Genomic DNA, 18,244 nt, shown 5'->3' on the forward strand with positions numbered 1-18,244 from the left:
CACAGAAGACCACCACGCAGCAGGAGTAGAAATGCCCCCTAAGACTCGTGCGACCGCCGCTCGCAAGCCGCGTCGCAAGGACAAGAAGAACGTCACCCAGGGCCAGGCCCACATCAAGTCGACGTTCAACAACACCATCGTCACCATCACCGACCCGTCGGGTGCGGTCCTCTCCTGGTCCTCGGCCGGCGAGATGGGCTTCAACGGCTCCCGCAAGTCGACCCCGTACGCCGCTCAGATGGCCGCCGAGGCCGCTGCCAAGCGCGCGCAGGAGCACGGCGTCCGCAAGGTCGACGTCTTCGTGAAGGGCCCGGGATCCGGCCGCGAGACCGCGATCCGCTCCCTGCAGGCCACCGGCATCGAGGTCGGCTCGATCCAGGACGTCACCCCGAGCGCTCACAACGGCTGCCGCCCCCCGAAGCGCCGCCGCGTCTGATCACCGGCACGGCTGAGCCGCGACGGGGCCTCGCCCCTCGCGCCGGCCGTGCCCTCCGCAGCCGTCGGGCCCGATTCCGACGGCAGCGTCCAGAGAGTGCTCCACCACCTGCGTGCGTCATATAGCGGAGGCACGCCGAAAGGAAACATCAGTGCTCATTGCACAGCGTCCTGCCCTTTCCGAAGAGGTCGTGGCCGACAACCGCTCCCGGTTCACCATCGAGCCGCTGGAGCCCGGCTTCGGCTACACCCTCGGCAACTCGCTTCGCCGCACCCTGCTCTCGTCGATCCCCGGTGCCGCTGTCACCAGCGTGCGCATGGACGGCGTCCTCCACGAGTTCTCGACCATCGAGGGCGTGAAGGAGGATGTCACCGAGCTCATCCTGAACGTCAAGAAGCTGGCCGTGTCCTCCGAGGAGGACGAGCCCGTCACCGCGTACCTGAACAAGCAGGGGCCCGCCGAGGTCACTGCCGCTGACATCCAGGTGCCGGCCGGGGTCGAGATCCACAACCCGGGTCTGCCGATCGCCACGCTGAACTCGAAGGCCAGCCTCAACCTCGAGCTGACCATCGAGCGCGGCCGCGGCTACGTCACCGCCGCTCAGAACAAGCTGGCGGATGCCGAGATCGGCCGCATCCCGGTCGACTCGATCTACTCGCCGGTGCTCAAGGTGACCTTCCGCGTGGAGGCCACCCGTGTCGAGCAGCGCACGGACTTCGACCGCCTGGTCCTGGACGTGGAGACCAAGGAGTCCATCTCCCCGCGCGATGCCATGGCCTCGGCCGGCACCACGCTGGTGGAGCTGTTCGGCCTGGCTCGCGAGCTCAATATCGAGGCGGAGGGCATCGAGATCGGCCCGTCCCCGACCGACGCCGCCATGTCCGCCGACATGGCGCTTCCGATCGAGGATCTCGAGCTGACGGTGCGCTCCTACAACTGCCTCAAGCGCGAGGGGATCCACAGCGTGGGCGAGCTCGTGACCCGCTCCGAGGCGGACCTCATGGACATCCGCAACTTCGGCGCGAAGTCCATCGACGAGGTCAAGGCCAAGCTCCAGGAGCTGGGTCTGGCCCTCAAGGACTCGCCTCCCGGGTTCGAGGCCGCCGCGCGGCCCGCGGCCATCGACGACGAGAACCCGTTCGACGTTCAGTAATCCTTCCGCCTCTCCTCATCCGGACCGTCGCGCGCCCCGAGCGCCGGACGGCAACGGCTGAGTCACTTCCAGGAGACCAATCACCATGCCTGCACCTACCAAGGGACCCCGTCTCGGCGGCAGCCCGGCGCACCAGCGCCTGATCCTGCGCAACCTGTCGCAGCAGCTCTTCGAGCACAAGCGCGTCACCACCACGGTGACCCGTGCTCGTCGCGTGCGCCCGTACGCCGAGAACCTGATCACCGCCGCCAAGAAGGGCGATCTCAACGCCCGCCGCAAGGTCCTGGGCCAGCTGTCCGACAAGTCCGTCGTGCACGAGCTGTTCACCACCATCGCCTCGGCGATGGAGGACCGTCCGGGCGGCTACACCCGCATCACCAAGATCGGCAACCGCAAGGGCGACAACGCGCCCATGGCGGTCATCGAGCTCGTCATGGAGCCCGTGGCCACCAAGGCGACCGTCGCCGAGGCCGAGGCGGCCACGCGCACTGCGGCTCCGGCCGCTGAGCCGGCCGCTGTCGCTGAGCCGGCTGCTGCCGAGGACGTCGTGTCCGACCCCTCGACCCCGCTGGCCGAGGAGGGCGGCGTCAGCGCCGCCGCCGCGGATGCCGAGGCCCAGGCCTCCGGCGACATCGAGGCCGACGAGTTCGCCGGCTCCGCCAAGCCGCTCGAGTCCGGCGAGGCCCCCGAGGGCTTCACCATCAAGGGCAACAAGGACTCCATGAAGTTCCACGTGCCCGGCTCGCGCTGGTACGCCTCCACCCGCGCCGAGGTCTGGTTCGACACCAAGGCCAACGCCGAGGCCGCCGGGTTCGCCCCGGCAGGCGGCGCAGCCGCCCAGAAGATCGACGGCGAGTGATCTTCGGGCTCTGAGGCTCTCGGGTCTCGGGCCGACGACGGCCGCCGTGCGGATGCCTGCGCATCCGCACGGCGGCTTTCGCATTTCCGCAGGGCCGACTGCGACAGCAGCCGGGCCGTGCGCTGGTCGGGCAGCGATCCCGCACAGGACGCTGCCGGGGCTGAAGGATCCGCCCCGGTGAACCACCCAGGTGCGCGGCAATCGATCGACGACGGATGAGGGAGGCGAGGCGATGAGCACGCAGATGCAGAGCCCAGCAAGGGCGGGCGCCGCCGAGGCGGTGCGCTTCCGCCTGGACCTGGCCTACGACGGCACGCCGTTCGCGGGCTGGGCTGTGCAGCCCGGGCTGGAGACGGTCCAGGGCAGCCTGGAGGCTGCCCTGGAGCTGGTCGTGCGCGCTCCGGCCCGGCTCGTGGTGGCAGGACGCACCGATGCCGGTGTGCACGCCCGCGGGCAGGTCGCCCATGCCGATCTCACCGGGGAGCAGGCGATGCGGGTGCTCAGCGGTCGGGAGGGTCCGCGACCGGACGGACTGGAGCGGCGCCTGGCCGGAGGCCTGAGCCGGATCCTGGGCTCCGACAGGCGCCGACGGGGGCTTCCGGAGATCCCGGGGGCGATCGTCGTGCGACGAGCCAGACCCGCCCCCGAGGGCTTCGACGCCCGATTCTCGGCGGTCGCGCGGCGCTACGTGTACCGGATCGACGACGGAGCGGCCGGCCACGACCCGCTGACCCGGAAGTCCACCTGGGCCCTCGATCATCGGCTGGACGAGACCGCCATGCGGGAGGCCGTCGAGCCGCTTCCGGGGCTGCACGACTTCCTGAGCTTCTGCCGCCCCCGGACGGGGGCGACCACCATCCGGGAGCTGCAGGAGATCTCCCTGCGGCGCACCGACAGCGGTCTGCTCGAGGTCGAGCTGCGCGCCGATGCCTTCTGCCACTCGATGGTCCGCTCGATCGTCGGCTCGATGGTCCGGGTGGGCAAGGGCGAGCGGCCCTCCTCCTGGCTGCGGGACAGGCTGGAGGAGCGGTCCCGGTCCTCCGAGACGCTGCTGGCGCCTGCCCAGGGGCTCGTCCTGGAGGAGGTCGTGTATCCGGAGGACTCGCAGCTGGCGCAGCGAGCCCGGCTCACGCGAGCGCGTCGGGAAGGGGACTGAGCCGCGGCCGGCCCCGGTGGAAACGGACGGCCGCTTCGGGTAGGGTGGCCTGCTGTTGTGCGTGTCCCGCCTCGGTTCACGTGTACCCGGATCCGCCGTCCAGTTGCAGGACACAGGGCGATCTGGTGCGCTGAGGTTCTGGGGACCCGGATGCTGCTCGGCCCTCACCCGAGCCCCGGAGGCACACGGAACCCGGCCCCTGACCCCAACTCAGGGCCACTCTTCATCGAACGAAGGCAGATCAACGTGCGCACGTATACCCCGAAGCCCGGTGACGTCCAGCGTGACTGGTACGTCATCGACGCGACCGACGTCGTCCTGGGCCGTCTGGCCAGCCACGCGGCAGTCCTGCTGCGCGGCAAGCACAAGGCCACCTACGCCCCTCACGTCGACACCGGCGATTTCGTGATCGTCGTCAATGCGGACAAGGTCGCCCTCACCGGCGACAAGCTGCAGAAGAAGATCGCGTACCGCCACTCGAACCACCCCGGCGGCCTCACCGCGACCACCTACGCCGAGCTGCTCGCCAAGAGCCCCGAGCGTGCGGTCGAGAAGGCCATCAAGGGCATGCTCCCCAAGAACAAGCTGGCGGCTCAGCAGCTGTCCAAGCTCAAGGTCTACGCCGGCCCGGAGCACCCGCACGGTGCGAACAAGCCCAAGACCTTCGAGTTCAACCAGGTCGCCCAGTAATCCGGGCCTACGAGAACGACTGACACAAGGAGAACATCGTGGCTCAGAATACTGATGAGCAGTTCGCGCAGGACGGTGAGGAGCTGACCTCCTACACCTCCGAGTCCACCGGCGCAGCCGCCGAGTCCGCCGTCGCCACCGAGCGTCCGGCGCTGACCGTCCCCGGCCAGGGCACCGGCCGCCGCAAGGAGGCTGTCGCTCGCGTCCGCCTGATCCCCGGCTCCGGCCAGTGGAAGATCAACGGCCGCACGCTGGAGGAGTACTTCCCCAACAAGCTGCACCAGCAGGAGGTCAACGACCCCTTCACGCTGCTGGACCTGCAGGGCGCCTACGACGTCATCGCGCTGGTGCACGGCGGCGGCCCCTCCGGCCAGGCCGGTGCCATGCGCCTGGGCGTCGCCCGCGCGCTCAACGAGATCGACGCGGAGCACAACCGCTCGACCCTCAAGAAGGCAGGCTTCCTGACCCGTGACGCCCGCGTCATCGAGTCCAAGAAGGCAGGCCTCAAGAAGGCCCGCAAGGCCCCGCAGTACTCCAAGCGCTGATCCAGCGCCTCTGCGCAGCTCCCGACTGATCGGGACTGCCTGCCCCAGCGCCCCGTCGCACACGGACATCGTCCGTCAGCGGCGGGGCGCTGTCGCGTCGACAGGGCGCCTGCGACGGGACTCCTCGGCGGCTGTCCGCGCCGCTGCGACTCGTCGGCGGCGAGACCCGGGCCCAGTGTCCAGCCGAGCCACGACCCCGCATGTGGTGGATGGAATGCGTCAGCGCGGCCCACGGGCCTAGGATGTTGGATCGATGACACGAATCTTCGGAACCGACGGCGTACGCGGTCTGGCCAATGAGCTGCTCACGGCAGACATGGCCCTGGACCTCTCTCAGGCAGCGGCCATCGTGCTGGGCCACGACCATGCGGCTGATGGCCGCCGTCCCAGGGCTGTGCTCGCCCGGGACGGCCGGGCCTCGGGCGAGTTCCTGGGTGCGGCCGTAGCCGCCGGGCTCGCGGCCTCAGGCGTCGACGTCGAGGACGCCGGCACCGTGCCGACCCCGGCGCTGGCCTACCTGGTGGGCGACACCGAGGCGGACTTCGGCGTGATGATCTCCGCCTCGCACAACCCGGCCCCGGACAACGGGATCAAGTTCCTGGCCGCCGGCGGCAAGAAGCTGCCGGACGCCGTGGAGGACCGGATCCAGGCCGTCTACGACGCCAAGGACTTCCGTCGGCCCACCGGCGCCGGGGTGGGACGCATCCGCACCCTCACCGACGCCGAGGACCGCTACGTGATGCACCTGGTCGCGGCCATCCCGCACCGCCTCGAGGGGCTGAAGATCGTTCTGGACTGCGCCCACGGCGCCGCCTCCGGTCCGTCTCCGGACGCGTTCCGCGATGCCGGGGCCGAGCTGGTCGTGATCGGCGCCCAGCCGGACGGCCTCAACATCAACGACGGCGTGGGCTCGACGCACCTGGGGCCGCTGAAGGAGGCCGTGGTGGCCCACGGGGCGGATCTCGGCATCGCCCATGACGGCGACGCCGATCGCTGCCTGGCCGTGGACGCCCAGGGGCAGGAGATCGACGGCGACCAGATCATGGGCATCCTGGCGGTGGCCATGCACCAGGCCGGGCGCCTGAAGGACGACACCCTGGTGGTGACGGTGATGTCCAACCTGGGTCTCAAGCTCGCCCTGCAGGAGCGCGGCATCCGGATCGTCGAGACCAAGGTCGGGGACCGCTACGTCCTCGAGGCCATGGTCGAGCACGGCTTCAACCTGGGCGGCGAGCAGTCCGGTCACGTGATCATGGCGGACTGGGCTACGACCGGCGACGGCCTGCTCACCGGCCTCATGCTGGCCTCTCAGGTGGCGGGGACCGGCCTGCCGCTGTCCGAGCTGGGCACGGTCATGACCCGCCTGCCGCAGCGTCTGCTGAACGTGAAGGGCGTGGACCGCTCCGCCGCCTCGACCGACGAGGGCGTGGCGGAGGCCGTGGCGGAGTCGGAGAAGCGACTGGGGGAGACCGGCCGTGTGCTGCTGCGTCCCTCCGGAACCGAGCCCGTGGTGCGCGTGATGGTCGAGGCCGCCACGCAGGAGCAGGCCGACGAGGAGGCCACCGCGCTGGCCGAGGTCGTGCGGCAGCGGCTCGCCCTGGGCTGAAGCCCCGGCTGAGACCCGCTGCCTGCTCGACTGAAGCGGCGGCGCAGGATGAGGAGGAGCCCCGACGGCATCGCCCGTCGGGGCGCCTCCTGCTTCTGATCAGCGGCTCCGAGCGCAGAACAAGGCCCCTGCCGCGAGTCGCGGCAGGGGCCTTCTTCTCTCTCCCAGCGCCGCCCGGCGCTGTGCTCTCAGATCATGAGGTGAATGGGGGTGGTGGAGCCTGTGGGGCTCAGACGGACGGCGTGTCCTTGGGCGAGACGCTCTCGGCCTGGCCGGCGCCCGGGACGAGCGCGTCGCGGATCTCGGTGAGCAGGGCGACCTGCGGGTCGACCTCCTCCTCGTCCGGGTTGATGCCGAGGCGCAGGTTGCGGCGCTCGATCATCTTGTTCATCGGCATGACGACCACGAAGTAGAGGGCCGCGGCGATGATGAGGAAGTTGACGATGACGGTGAGCCACGCGCCCAGGCGGACGTAGTTCTCGGTGCCGTTGACCTGGATGGCCAGGAACTGATCGAAGTTGGGGAACCCGATCAGGCCCGAGATCAGCGGCATGATGACCGAGTCCACGAGCGTGGAGATGACGGGGGCGAACGCGCCGCCCACGATGACGGCGACGGCAAGGTCGATGACGTTGCCCTTCATGATGAATTCCTTGAAACCCTGAAGCATGACAGCAACAGTAGCGGTGAAGGACGTGTCAACCTGTTGCCGGGAAGCTTTTTCTCGGATCTCAGATGGTGATTTACGTCACACTGCTCTCCGGTCGCGACCCCGTCGTGACCTGGGGCGTCAGGAGTAGTCCGGTGCGGGGCCCGTTCCGTAGAACTCCTCGAGCGTGGCAGCTCCGGAGTCGGCGAACTCCTGGGCGCGCTCCTCGCCGATGTAGCGGAAGTGCCAGGGCTCGTAGGCGTAGCCCGTGACGTCCTCGCCGTCCTGGGGGTAGCGCAGCACGAATCCGTAGTCCTGCGCGTGCTCGGCGGCCCACTGGGCCGCTGCCGTGTCGGCGAAGCACTCCTGCAGGTCGCAGCCGGAGCCGTCGGCGATGTCCATGACCAGACCCGTCTGGTGCTCCGAGTGCCCGGGGCGGGCCGAGATGGTGTCGGCGGTCTCCTGGCCGTTGACGTCGACCCAGTGCTGATAGGTGGTGACCTGCTCGTCGTAGGGGCGGTAGGCCGAGGTGATGCTCACGGTGATGCCCTCGTCTCGCATGTCCGAGAGCATCTGCTGGGCGGCTCCGGCTGCGTCCTCGCGCAGCTGCTGGCCCTCGATGTCCTCGAGCGGCTCCGGGGCGTAGTCCTCCGGATCCAGCGGGCGCGCCTTGTTGACGACCACATCGGTCGAGGTGGAGGTGTCGACGTCGGCGTCGGACACGGCGGCCGCGCCGGATTCAGCCTCTGCCTCCGCGCCGCCGCTCTGGGCGGAGTCCGCGGCGGCGGAGCTGCTGGAGTCCTCCTGCGGCTGCTCGGATCCGCATGCCGAGAGGCCCAGAAGGCCCAGCAGGGTGACGGAGGCGGCCAGGCGGCGGGGGAGGGGGGTGGTCATGATCGGGCTCCGATGCTCGGGGGCGCGGTGCGGATGTTCGGGGGGTCAGTTCTTGCGCAGCAGGACGCGGCGGATCGAGTGGTCCGAGTCCTTGGAGAGGATCAGCTGCGCTCGGCCGCGGGTGGGCCGGACGTTGCGGACCAGGTTCGGCTCGTTGATGCGGCGCCAGATGTCGGTGGCGACCTCCTCGGCCTCCTCGTCGGAGAGGCTCGCATAGCGGTGGAAATAGGAGTCCGGGTCGGCGAAGGCGCCGTGTCGCAGCTGCTGGAAGCGCTCCACGTACCAGCGCTCGATGTCCTGGGTCCGGGCGTCGACGTAGATGGAGACGTCGAAGAAGTCGCTCAGGGCCAGGGCCGCGCGGTCATCGGGCCCGATCTTGGCGGGGGCCAGCACATTGAGGCCCTCGATGATCACGACGTCCGGGGCGGTGACCACGACCTCCTCGTCCGGGAGGATGTCGTAGGTGACGTGCGAGTACTTGGGCGCCCGGACCTCCAGCGCCCCGGACTTGATCTCGGCCACGAACCGCAGCAGCGCCCGACGGTCGTAGGACTCCGGGAAGCCCTTGCGGTGCATCAGGCCCCGGCGCTCGAGCTCGGCGTTGGGGTGCAGGAAGCCGTCGGTCGTCACGAGCTGGACGTTGGGCGTGGACGGCCACCGGGCCATGAGCTCGCGCAGCAGGCGGGCGGTGGTGGACTTGCCGGCGGCCACTGACCCCGCGATCGCGATGACGAACGGGGTGCGCGCGTGCTCCTGGCCCAGGAACTGATTGGTCGAGTTGTTCAGCGCGGTGGCGGCGGTGTCGTAGAGGGTGAGCAGCCGGGACAGGGGGAGGTAGACCTCGCGCACCTCGTCGGCGTCCAGATGATCTCCCAGGCCGCGCAGGCTCTCGATCTCCGCCTCATCCAGCGGCAGCTCGATCTCATCGGACAGGCGCGACCACGTCAGCCGGTCGAGCTCGACGAACGGCGACAGTCGGTGGATTCCGGGGGCTGTGCTCATCGGCGCCATCGTAGTCCGCCGAGGCGGCGCACCCCGATCCAGGCGGTCCGTGATGACCTCCTGCGAAGGATCGGGGGCAGCGCATCGGGATTAGGCTGGCTCGCATGATCATCGGCAGCGGCATCGACGTGGTGGACATCCAGCGGTTCGAGCGGCAGCTCGAGCGCACGCCCAGACTGCGCGAGCGGCTGTTCGTGCCGAGCGAGCGGGGTCTGGCGCTGCAGTCCCTTGCGGCGCGCTTTGCCGCCAAGGAGGCTGCCGCCAAGGCTCTGAAGGCTCCCCCCGGGATGATCTGGCAGCACTGCTGGATCGAAAAGACCGAATGGGGCGCCCCGATCCTGCGCACCGAGGGCACGGTGGCACGGGAGGCGGCCCGTCAGGGGATCGACCGGTGGCACCTGAGCATGTCCCACGACGGAGGCCTGGCCATGGCCTACGTGATCGCCGAATCGACGGGCTCAGCGGATCCGGAATCGCTCGGCTCGGCGGATCCCGACGACGCCGAGGCGGTGCTGTGATGCGCCCGGGGTTCTCGGGAGAGGCCGTGCGCACGGCCGAGCAGCCGCTGCTCGAGCAGGGCAGGGGCCCGGCGCTGATGGCGGTGGCCGCGCACGGCCTGCAGCTGCACTGCCGGCGCCTCCTGCGCACTCGTCGGGGGCGGGTCGCCGGATCCCGCGCCGTGGTCCTGGCGGGCAAGGGCAACAACGGCGGGGACGGGCTCTGGGCTGCCGCTGCGCTGCGCCGCGCCGGTGTGGCGGTGACGGCGATCCCCACGGCCGACTCGCTGCACGAGGACGGCGCTCGCGCTCTGCGGCAGGCCGGCGGAGTGGTGAACGCATGGCCGCTGGACGACGAGCACGTGGAGCAGGCCCTGGACCTGCTGCTCGGCGCGGACCTGGTGATCGACGCGGTGCTCGGCACTGGGGCCTCCGGCGGGCTGCGCGGTGCCATGGCCGAGCTCGCGCGATCCTTCGACCAGCGCTCGCAGGAGGCAGGGGGGCAGGGGCCCGTCGTCGTGGCCGTCGACGTCCCCTCCGGGCTCAGCGCCGACGGCGGGGCGCTCGAGGGTCCTGTGCTTCCCGCCGCCTCCACCGTGACCTTCGGCGCGGCCAAGACGGCCCAGCTCACCGCCCCCGGCGATCGGCTGTGCGGCCGTGTGGAGGTCGTGCCGATCGGCATCGAGGCGCACCTGCGATCCCCGGACGTCCTGCGGCTCGAGGATCGCGATCTCGAGGCGCTGTGGCCGCGCCCGGTCGGCTCGGACCACAAGTACACCCGCGGCGTCGTCGGGATCGTGGCCGGGTCCGAGGATTACCCGGGGGCCGCTCTGCTGACGGTGCGCTCGGCGCTGGCCGCCGGGACCGGCATGGTCCGCTACCTGGGCGATGAGTCCACGCGCAGGATGGTCAACCTGACGAGCCCCGAGGCCGTGGTCTCCGATGGCGCCCCCGCCGACGAGCATGTGCAGGCCTGGATCTCGGGCCCGGGCGCCGTCGACGAGGCGCAGCAGCAGCGCTGCGAGCAGGCGCTGGCCGAAGCGCTGCAGCGCAGGATCCCTGCGGTGCTCGATGCCGGAGCCCTGGAGATCGCCGGGCGCAGCCTGGCCGACACGCGGCTGCGGCCGTGGATCGTGCTCACCCCGCACGCAGGCGAGCTGGCCGAGCTGCTGCGCTGGTGCGAGGCCTGGGACCGTCTTCCGGAGGGCGTCGCGGCTGCCGAGCGCGAGCAGATCGAGGCGGACCCCGTGCACTGGGCGCGAACGGCCGCCCGGGCGACCGGGGCCACCGTCGTGCTCAAGGGCGCCACCACGACCGTCGCGGCTCCGAGCACCGCGGAGGGCGCGCCGGATCCGGACGACGACCGGGACGGCGCATCCTGCGTCCTGACGGCCGGAGACGGCAGCCCGTGGCTGGCCACCGCCGGCTCCGGGGACTGCCTGGCCGGCATGCTCGGAACGCTGCTGGCCCACGACTCCGCCCAGCCGCAGCGGCTCGAGCGCGCCCTGGGCCCGTGGCTGGCCGACAGCCCGCTGCCCGAGCATCTGCGGGGCGGTCTGCGCGACCGGCTCGCAGGCGACGGGCGCTGGTCGCTGCTGGCGGCGCTGGCCGTGGTGCTGCAGGGGCGCGCCTCGCGGCGAGGAGGAGAGGGCCCGCAGCCCTGCCGCCCCGAGGACATCCGCGCGGCCCTGACCCGCGGGGACGCGGGATCCGGGGCGGATCTGGGCAGCTGAGGGGGGCGAGCGCGAACGGACGGGGGCCGTCCGGCCCTGATGTCGGCACCTGCGCTAGGCTCGGTGCAGTGCGCCGACGCACCGGGAGGCCTTTCCGTCTGCGTCCCTCGAGGGTCAGGCGGCGGATCCCGAACCCCTACACCTTCAGGAGATCATCGTCGTGACCGAAGTCTGGCCCGGAACTGCTTACCCCCTCGGGGCGACCTTCGACGGAACGGGCACCAACTTCGCTCTGTTCTCCGAGGTCGCCGAGAAGGTCGAGCTGTGCCTGTTCGACGACCAGGGCACCGAGGAGCGCATCGAGGTCGAGGCCGTCGACGGCTATGTCTGGCACTGCTTCCTGCCCAACGTCGAGCCCGGTCAGCGCTACGGCTACCGCGTGCACGGCCCGTGGGACCCGTCGCAGGGCCTGCGATGCAACCCCTCCAAGCTGCTGCTGGATCCCTACGCCAAGGCCGTGGACGGCTTCGTGCGCGAGTGGGGCCAGCCGCTGTTCTCCTACGAGTTCGGTGACGAGGACTCCTTCAACGACGAGGACTCGGCCGAGCTGATGATGAAGGGCGTGGTGATCAACCCGTTCTTCGAGTGGCAGGGCGATCGCCCGCCCAAGCGCGAATACCACAAGTCCGTGATCTACGAGGCCCACGTCAAGGGGCTCACGCAGCAGCTCGACGAGATCCCGGAGAACGAGCGCGGCACCTATGCCGGCGTGGCCCACCCGGCGACCATCTCGCATCTGAAGAAGCTCGGCATCACCGCGATCGAGCTCATGCCGGTGCACGAGTTCGTGCAGGACTCCACGCTGCTGGAGAAGGGCCTGCGCAACTACTGGGGCTACAACACCATCGCGTTCTTCGCCCCGCACCACGACTACTGCTCGACCTCGACCCTCGGCGGGCAGGTCCAGGAGTTCAAGGCCATGGTCCGCGCCCTGCACCTGGCGAACATCGAGGTCATCCTGGACGTGGTCTACAACCACACGGCGGAGGGCAACCACCTGGGGCCCACGCTGTCCATGCGCGGGGTGGACAACAACGCCTACTACCGCACCGTCGAGGACAACCCGAAGTTCTACATGGACTACACGGGCACCGGTAACTCGCTCAACGTGCGCCACCCCCATGCGCTGCAGCTGATGATGGACTCGCTGCGCTACTGGGTCACCGATATGCACGTCGACGGCTTCCGCTTCGATCTGGCCTCGACCCTGGCTCGCGAGTTCTACGACGTCGACAAGCTCTCGACCTTCTTCGAGCTCGTGCAACAGGATCCGATCGTCTCCCAGGTCAAGCTGATCGCCGAGCCGTGGGACGTCGGCCCCGGCGGCTACCAGGTGGGCAACTTCCCGCCGCAGTGGACCGAGTGGAACGGCATGTACCGCGACACCGTGCGGGACTTCTGGCGCGGCGAGCCCTCGACCCTGGGCGAGTTCGCCTCCCGCATCACGGGCTCGGCGGACCTGTACGAGAACAGCGGACGCCGTCCGTTCGCCTCGATCAACTTCGTCACGGCCCACGACGGCTTCACGCTGCGCGACCTCGTGTCCTACAACGAGAAGCACAACGAGGCCAACGGCGAGGACAACAACGACGGCGAGTCGCACAACCGCTCCTGGAACTGCGGTGTGGAAGGCCCCACGGACGACGCCGACGTCCTGTCGCTGCGCGCACGGCAGCAGCGCAACTTCATCGCCACGCTGATGCTCTCCCAGGGCACCCCCATGCTCCTGCACGGCGACGAGCTCGGACGCAGCCAGGGCGGCAACAACAACACGTACTGCCAGGACAACGAGATCTCCTGGATCGACTGGGACGCCGCCGACGTCCCGCTCATGGAGTTCACCTCCGCGCTGATCCACCTGCGCCGGGACCACCCCACGTTCCGCCGCGCGCAGTTCTTCGACGGCCGTCCGGTCGAGATGGACGAGCGCACGGACGAGGATCCCATGCCGGACATCGCCTGGATCAGCACCGACGGCTCGGCCATGACGCCGGCCGATTGGGACGAGCCCCTGGCCCGCACGCTCGGGATGTGGCTCAACGGCCATGGCATCGCAGGCAAGGACGCCCGCGGTCGCCAGATCACCGACGTCGACTTCCTGGTGTGGTTCAACTCCTCCCCGGAGGACATCACGTGCACCCTCCCGCCCGCCGAGTACGGATCCACGTGGGAGGAGCTGCTGGACACCGCCGGCGAGCACGGCAACGGCTCGGTGCTCACGCACTCGACGGAGTTCGTGCTCAAGGCCAAGTCCATGGTGGTGCTGCGCCAGTGGGATGAGCCCGAGGACGAGCCGGACACCTCGGTGGCGGCCTCCGTCGCCGCCTACGCGTCCCAGGCCCAGCCGGACGAGTGAGCCGCGAGCCGGGTGATCCCGGCTCGCCTGAGACTGGGGCCGGTCCCGACCGATCGGGGCCGGCCCTCCCACCCAGGACCCGCAGCAGGAGAGGTGCTCCTGCACCAGCACACGAGGAGACCACGTGCGCATTCCCGCCTCGACCTACCGACTCCAGATCACCCCCGACTTCGACCTCACCGCAGCAGCCGAGCAGCTCGAGCGCCTGCAGGCGCTCGGCGCGGACTGGGTCTACCTCTCGCCGGTCCTGCGCTCCGTGGGCGGCTCGGACCACGGCTACGACGTGGCCGATCCCACCGAGGTCGACCCGGCCCGCGGGGGCAGGGATGCCTTCGACCGCTTCTGCCGCTCGGCGCACGAGCTGGACCTGGGCGTGCTGGTGGACATCGTGCCTAACCACCAGGGCGTGGCCTCCCCGCCGGAGAACCCGTGGTGGTGGTCGCTGCTGCGCGACGGACGCGGCTCCGAGCACGCGCAGGCCTTCGACGTCGACTGGGAGTCCTTCGGCGACCGGGTGATGATCCCGGTGCTCGGCGACGACGCCGACGAGGACGGCACTCCGCGCCCGGGTCGGGCCGACCAGGCGCTGGAGCAGCTCGAGGTCGAGCTGCGCGACGGGCAGCCGGTGCTGACCTACTTCGACAACGTCTACCCGGTGGCCGAGGGCACGGCGATGTTCGATGACGACGGCCGGGCCACGGAGCCTGCCCGGATGATCCACGAGCGGCAGAACTACGAGCTGGTCAACTGGCGACGCGGGGATGCTGCCCTGAACTACCGCCGCTTCTTCACGATCGCCACCCTGGCGGGGATCAGGGTCGAGGACCGCCAGGTCTTCGAGGACTCGCACGTGGAGGTCCGTCGCTGGATCGACGAGGGCCTGGTGGACGGGCTGCGCATCGATCACCCGGACGGGGTGCGCGATCCCGCGCAGTACCTCGGCTGGCTGGCCGAGCTCACCGGCGGGCGCTACACCCTGATCGAGAAGATTTTGGAGCCCGGGGAGCTGCTGCCGCGCGAATGGCTGGAGCAGGGCCTGACGGCCGGCACCACGGGCTACGACGCCCTGGGTGTGATCGACCGGCTGCTCGTGGACCCGGACGGGGAGTACCCGCTGACCGCTCTGGACGCCTCCCTGCGCGCCGGCTCGAGCGCCGAGCAGGCTCAGGAGGGCGACTGGGAGCGGATGATCCACGGGACCAAGCGGGCCGTGACGGACGGGTCCCTGCATGCCGAGGTCGAGCGCCTGGCCCGCGAGGCCTCCGTCGAGCCCGCCCTGGAGGGCGTCTCGCACGAGACCCTGGTGGACGCCCTGAGCGAGGTCCTCAGCTGCTTCGGCGTCTACCGCACCTACCTGCCGTGGGGCTCGGAGCACCTGGCCGAGGCGCTGGAGGCCTCGCAGGGCTCCCGTCCGGAGCTGGCCGAGGTGCTCACCGCTCTGGGCCCGGTCCTGGGGCTGGGGGTCGAGGACGAGTCGGAGCTGACTCCGGCGGCACGACGCTTCCAGCAGACCTCCGGCATGGTCATGGCCAAGGGCGTGGAGGACAGTGCGTTCTACCGCTACTCCCGTCTCACCTCGCTCACCGAGGTGGGCGGGGATCCGTCGTCGTTCTCGCTGTCCGCTCAGGAGGCCCACGACGAGTTCGCGCGTCGTCACCGCGACGAGCCGCTGGCCATGACGACCCTGTCCACCCACGACACCAAGCGCTCGGAGTCGGTGCGCGCGCGGATCAGCGTGCTCGCCGAGATCGGGGAGGAGTGGGCCGTGGCGCTCGCCTCCGTGGAGCGCGATGCCCAAGCCAGGGGCGTCGGTCCGCTGGCCGATCGCACGCTGGTGAACCTGGTGCTTCAGGCCATGGTGGGGGCCTGGCCCATCAGCCGCGAACGCGCCGTGGACTACGCCCTGAAGGCCGCCCGCGAGTCCGGGACCGCGACCGCATGGGTCGACGGCGACGAGGCCTTCGAGGCAGATCTCAGCGGGCTGATCGACCTGGTGCTGGAGGACCCGGCCGTGCGCGGCACGGTGGAGGGCATCGTGCGTCGAGTCCAGGCACCGGGCTGGTCGAACGCGCTGTCGCAGAAGCTGATCCAGCTCACCGTGCCCGGCGTGCCGGACGTCTACCAGGGCTCCGAGCAGTGGGCTCCTGCGCTCGTGGATCCGGACAACCGCTGCCCGGTGGACCACGCCGAGATCGCGCAGCGACTGGCCGCCCTCGACGAGCGCCGCGACGATCCCTCGGTGGCGCGCGAGCATTCCGTGCCCGCGGTGGACGAGACCGGCGATGCCAAGCTGCTGGTGACCTCGCGCGCGCTGCGTCTGCGCCGCGACCGCCCGGAGCTGTTCTCGGACTATGCACCGCTGCAGGCGGAGGGCGAGCAGGCAGAACACCTGTTCGCTTTCGACCGCGGCGGTGCGCTGACCCTGGCGACGCGGCTTCCCGTGGGGCTGGAGGCTGCCGGCGGTTGGGGCGAGACGAGCCTGGTGCTGCCCGACGGGCAGTGGAAGGATGCCCTCACCGGTGGGAGCTTCAGCGGCACCGTGCTGGTCGGGGAGGTGCTCGACCTGCTGCCTGTCGCACTGCTGGTCCGCGACTGAGCTGTTCCACCGTCATACCGAACGAGCATTCTCCGAGGCGGGCGCACGCATCGTCTCCCCACCGCAGAACGGAGGACGACATGTCCTACTCCGCAGGAAACGGCCGAGCCCCTCTGGATCGCTTCGACGTCTTTGCCCCGCATGCCGCGGGTGTCGTCGTGCGCATCGACGGGCAGGACCACGAGATGATCAAGGCCCTCGACCTGCCGGGGCACAGCCCGCGCGGGCTGGAGCCGGCTCCCGAGTACGCCTCCGGCGAGCACAGCCCCATGGGCTGGTGGACGCTGCCGGACGAGGCCGCCGAGTCCGTGCCGTCCACGACGGTGCGCTACGGCTACATCCTCTCCAAGGTCCTGGACCCGGGCACGCCCGAGGAGCGCACAATCGAATCGGCCGTGCTGCCGGATCCGCGCTCTATGCGCCAGCCTCAGGGCGTGCACGAGCTGTCATGCACCTACGACCCCGCCGACTTCGAGTGGACCGACCACGACTGGGGCGGGGCCGATCTCGAGGACACCGTGCTCTACGAGATGCACATCGGCACCTTCACCCCGGAGGGCACCTTCGAGGCCGCGATCGAGCACCTGGATGCGCTCGCCGAGCTGGGCATCGACGCCGTCGAGGTCCTGCCCGTCAACGGGTTCAACGGCTCGCGCAACTGGGGCTACGACGGCGTGGCCTGGTACACGACCCAGGAGGAGTACGGCGGGCCGATCGGCCTGCAGCGCTTCGTGGATGCCTGCCACGAGCGCAACCTGGCCGTCGTGCTGGACGTCGTCTACAACCACCTGGGCCCCTCCGGGAACTACCTGCCCGAGTTCTTCGAGGTCTTCACCGCCGGTGCCTCCTCGTGGGGAGAGCAGATCAACCTGGATGACTTCGGCTCCGACGGGGTGCGCGATCATATCCTCGACAATGTGCGCATGTGGCAGGAAGACTTCCACATCGACGGCTTCCGGATCGACGCCGTGCACGCGCTCAAGGACTCCCGCGCCCGCCACATCCTCCAGCAGATCTCGGACCGTGTGGCGGAGACCTCGCAGCGCACCCGTCGTCGTGCCTTCACGATCGCGGAGTCGGACCTCAACGACGTCCGCATGGTCGAGGACACGCAGCGCAACGGTCTGGGCATGGACGGTCAGTGGCTCGACGACTGGCACCACGGCGCGCACTGGGCGCTGTCGGGGGAGTCGCAGGGCTACTACGAGGACTTCGCCTCCCTGGGCGCGCTCGCCAAGTCGATGACCGGCGCGTTCTTCCACGACGGGTCGTTCTCGTCCTTCCGCGGTCGCTCCCACGGGGGGCCCGTCGACCCGCAGCGGCAGAAGCCGTGGCAGTTCGTGACCTACACGCAGAACCACGATCAGGTGGGCAACCGGGCGACCGGCGACCGCTTCCCGCAGACGCTGTCCACGGATCGCCTGATCCTGGCCGCGGCCCTGCTGCTGACCCAGCCGTACACGCCCATGATCTTCCAGGGCGAGGAGTGGGCGGCCTCGACCCCGTGGCCGTTCTTCACCGCGCATCCGGAGCCCGAGCTGGCCGATGCCGTGCGCAGCGGCCGCAAGGCCGAGTTCGCGCGCATGGGCTGGGATGAGGACTCCGTCCCGGATCCCCAGGCGCAGGAGACCTTCGACTCGGCGATCCTGAAGTGGCATGAGCGCGAGCAGGGCGATCACGCGAAGGTGCTCGCCGCCTACCGGGAACTGATCGACCTGCGCCGACGCACCCCAGAGCTGCGCGGCGGCTTCGAGACGATCCGCACCGAGTTCGATGAGGACGGCCGCTGGCTCGTGCTGCACCGCGGCCCGGTGTCCGCAGCCTTCAACTTCGGCGACGACGCCGTGGACGTGCCGCTGGGCGGTGCCGCTTCGTCGGTGCTGTGGAGCCACGGCGCCGAGGAGCCGGCCGGGGAGTCCATCCGCCTCCAGGGCAGCGGCGCAGCGGTGCTCAGGGCCTGAGAGGCTGTGCTGGACGGTCCGCCATGATCCAGCGGCCTCCGCTTCCTCCAGGGAGCGGAGGCCGCTTCGGCTCCGAAGCGGTGCGTCCTGCTGCTCCCATTGCGCTGTCGC

15 protein-coding genes are annotated in these 18,244 nt (G+C 70.2%); 12 read left to right on the top strand and 3 right to left on the bottom strand.

Annotated elements, in window-relative coordinates; genetic code table 11:
- Positions 1–31 precede the first annotated feature (31 nt).
- The 7 genes from rpsK to glmM all read left to right on the top strand — a co-directional run bounded on the left by rpsK (position 32) and on the right by glmM (position 6,445).
- A complete protein-coding gene (gene rpsK / locus RF645_RS07990) occupies positions 32–436 on the top strand; it encodes a 30S ribosomal protein S11 (RefSeq protein WP_006213482.1) in 405 nt (134 codons plus the stop codon).
- 151 nt (positions 437–587) lie between these two features.
- Entirely contained in the window at positions 588–1,589 is a 1,002-nt protein-coding gene (locus tag RF645_RS07995) for a DNA-directed RNA polymerase subunit alpha (protein ID WP_006213481.1), read from the top strand.
- Between the two features lie 85 nt (positions 1,590–1,674).
- Positions 1,675–2,448 (top strand): 50S ribosomal protein L17, encoded by a 774-nt coding sequence (rplQ, locus tag RF645_RS08000; protein ID WP_058871798.1) that lies wholly within the window; start codon positions 1,675–1,677, stop codon positions 2,446–2,448.
- Between the two features lie 232 nt (positions 2,449–2,680).
- Positions 2,681–3,604 (top strand): tRNA pseudouridine(38-40) synthase TruA, encoded by a 924-nt coding sequence (gene truA, locus RF645_RS08005; RefSeq protein ID WP_058871891.1) that lies wholly within the window; start codon positions 2,681–2,683, stop codon positions 3,602–3,604.
- 246 nt (positions 3,605–3,850) lie between these two features.
- Positions 3,851–4,294, top strand: coding sequence for a 50S ribosomal protein L13 (rplM, locus tag RF645_RS08010; RefSeq protein WP_006213478.1), 444 nt, complete (start codon positions 3,851–3,853; stop codon positions 4,292–4,294).
- 38 nt (positions 4,295–4,332) lie between these two features.
- Complete coding sequence (gene rpsI / locus RF645_RS08015) at positions 4,333–4,839, top strand: 30S ribosomal protein S9 (protein WP_024289940.1); 507 nt, start codon at positions 4,333–4,335, stop codon at positions 4,837–4,839.
- 253 nt (positions 4,840–5,092) lie between these two features.
- Entirely contained in the window at positions 5,093–6,445 is a 1,353-nt protein-coding gene (gene glmM, locus RF645_RS08020; protein ID WP_058871797.1) for a phosphoglucosamine mutase, read from the top strand.
- A 229-nt stretch (positions 6,446–6,674) separates the two neighbouring features.
- Here the strand turns inward: glmM and mscL are convergent, their stop codons facing one another.
- The 3 genes from mscL to coaA all read right to left on the bottom strand — a co-directional run bounded on the left by mscL (position 6,675) and on the right by coaA (position 8,990).
- The gene (gene mscL / locus RF645_RS08025) at positions 6,675–7,115 is read right to left on the bottom strand and encodes a large conductance mechanosensitive channel protein MscL (RefSeq protein WP_051990381.1); all 441 of its coding nucleotides are present in this window, start codon (positions 7,113–7,115) and stop codon (positions 6,675–6,677) included.
- A 120-nt stretch (positions 7,116–7,235) separates the two neighbouring features.
- Positions 7,236–7,988: a M15 family metallopeptidase gene (locus RF645_RS08030; RefSeq protein ID WP_006213474.1), complete on the bottom strand. Its 753-nt coding sequence runs from the start codon at positions 7,986–7,988 to the stop codon at positions 7,236–7,238.
- Positions 7,989–8,033: 45 nt separating this feature from the next.
- Entirely contained in the window at positions 8,034–8,990 is a 957-nt protein-coding gene (gene coaA, locus RF645_RS08035) for a type I pantothenate kinase (RefSeq protein WP_006213473.1), read from the bottom strand.
- Positions 8,991–9,094: 104 nt separating this feature from the next.
- Here coaA and RF645_RS08040 point away from each other — a divergent pair, with 104 nt between their 5' ends.
- The 5 genes from RF645_RS08040 to treZ all read left to right on the top strand — a co-directional run bounded on the left by RF645_RS08040 (position 9,095) and on the right by treZ (position 18,133).
- Positions 9,095–9,508 (top strand): holo-ACP synthase, encoded by a 414-nt coding sequence (locus RF645_RS08040; protein WP_058871796.1) that lies wholly within the window; start codon positions 9,095–9,097, stop codon positions 9,506–9,508.
- Positions 9,508–11,220, top strand: a complete 1,713-nt coding sequence (locus RF645_RS08045) for an NAD(P)H-hydrate epimerase (RefSeq protein ID WP_058871795.1) — start codon at positions 9,508–9,510, stop codon at positions 11,218–11,220. The genes RF645_RS08040 and RF645_RS08045 overlap by 1 nt, the downstream gene beginning before the upstream one ends.
- Before the next feature lie 160 nt (positions 11,221–11,380).
- Positions 11,381–13,576, top strand: a complete 2,196-nt coding sequence (glgX, locus tag RF645_RS08050; RefSeq protein WP_006213469.1) for a glycogen debranching protein GlgX — start codon at positions 11,381–11,383, stop codon at positions 13,574–13,576.
- A 124-nt stretch (positions 13,577–13,700) separates the two neighbouring features.
- On the top strand, positions 13,701–16,172 hold the full coding sequence (treY, locus tag RF645_RS08055; RefSeq protein WP_058871794.1) for a malto-oligosyltrehalose synthase: 2,472 nt from the start codon (positions 13,701–13,703) through the stop codon (positions 16,170–16,172).
- Between the two features lie 80 nt (positions 16,173–16,252).
- Entirely contained in the window at positions 16,253–18,133 is a 1,881-nt protein-coding gene (treZ, locus tag RF645_RS08060; RefSeq protein WP_058871793.1) for a malto-oligosyltrehalose trehalohydrolase, read from the top strand.
- Positions 18,134–18,244 lie beyond the last annotated feature (111 nt).

This window comes from Kocuria sp. CPCC 205260 (assembly GCF_040981045.1).
Lineage (GTDB): Bacteria > Actinomycetota > Actinomycetes > Actinomycetales > Micrococcaceae > Kocuria > Kocuria palustris.

Excerpts from the sequence above, each read along its gene's own strand:
- rpsK (WP_006213482.1), top strand. The coding sequence starts at position 32 with ATGCCCCCTAAGACTCGTGCGACCGCCGCTCGCAAGCCGCGTCGCAAG.
- rplQ (WP_058871798.1), top strand. The coding sequence starts at position 1,675 with ATGCCTGCACCTACCAAGGGACCCCGTCTCGGCGGCAGCCCGGCGCAC.
- truA (WP_058871891.1), top strand. The coding sequence starts at position 2,681 with ATGAGCACGCAGATGCAGAGCCCAGCAAGGGCGGGCGCCGCCGAGGCG.
- glmM (WP_058871797.1), top strand. The coding sequence starts at position 5,093 with ATGACACGAATCTTCGGAACCGACGGCGTACGCGGTCTGGCCAATGAG.
- mscL (WP_051990381.1), bottom strand. The coding sequence starts at position 7,115 with ATGCTTCAGGGTTTCAAGGAATTCATCATGAAGGGCAACGTCATCGAC.
- RF645_RS08030 (WP_006213474.1), bottom strand. The coding sequence starts at position 7,988 with ATGACCACCCCCCTCCCCCGCCGCCTGGCCGCCTCCGTCACCCTGCTG.
- coaA (WP_006213473.1), bottom strand. The coding sequence starts at position 8,990 with ATGAGCACAGCCCCCGGAATCCACCGACTGTCGCCGTTCGTCGAGCTC.
- RF645_RS08040 (WP_058871796.1), top strand. The coding sequence starts at position 9,095 with ATGATCATCGGCAGCGGCATCGACGTGGTGGACATCCAGCGGTTCGAG.
- RF645_RS08045 (WP_058871795.1), top strand. The coding sequence starts at position 9,508 with ATGCGCCCGGGGTTCTCGGGAGAGGCCGTGCGCACGGCCGAGCAGCCG.
- treZ (WP_058871793.1), top strand. The coding sequence starts at position 16,253 with ATGTCCTACTCCGCAGGAAACGGCCGAGCCCCTCTGGATCGCTTCGAC.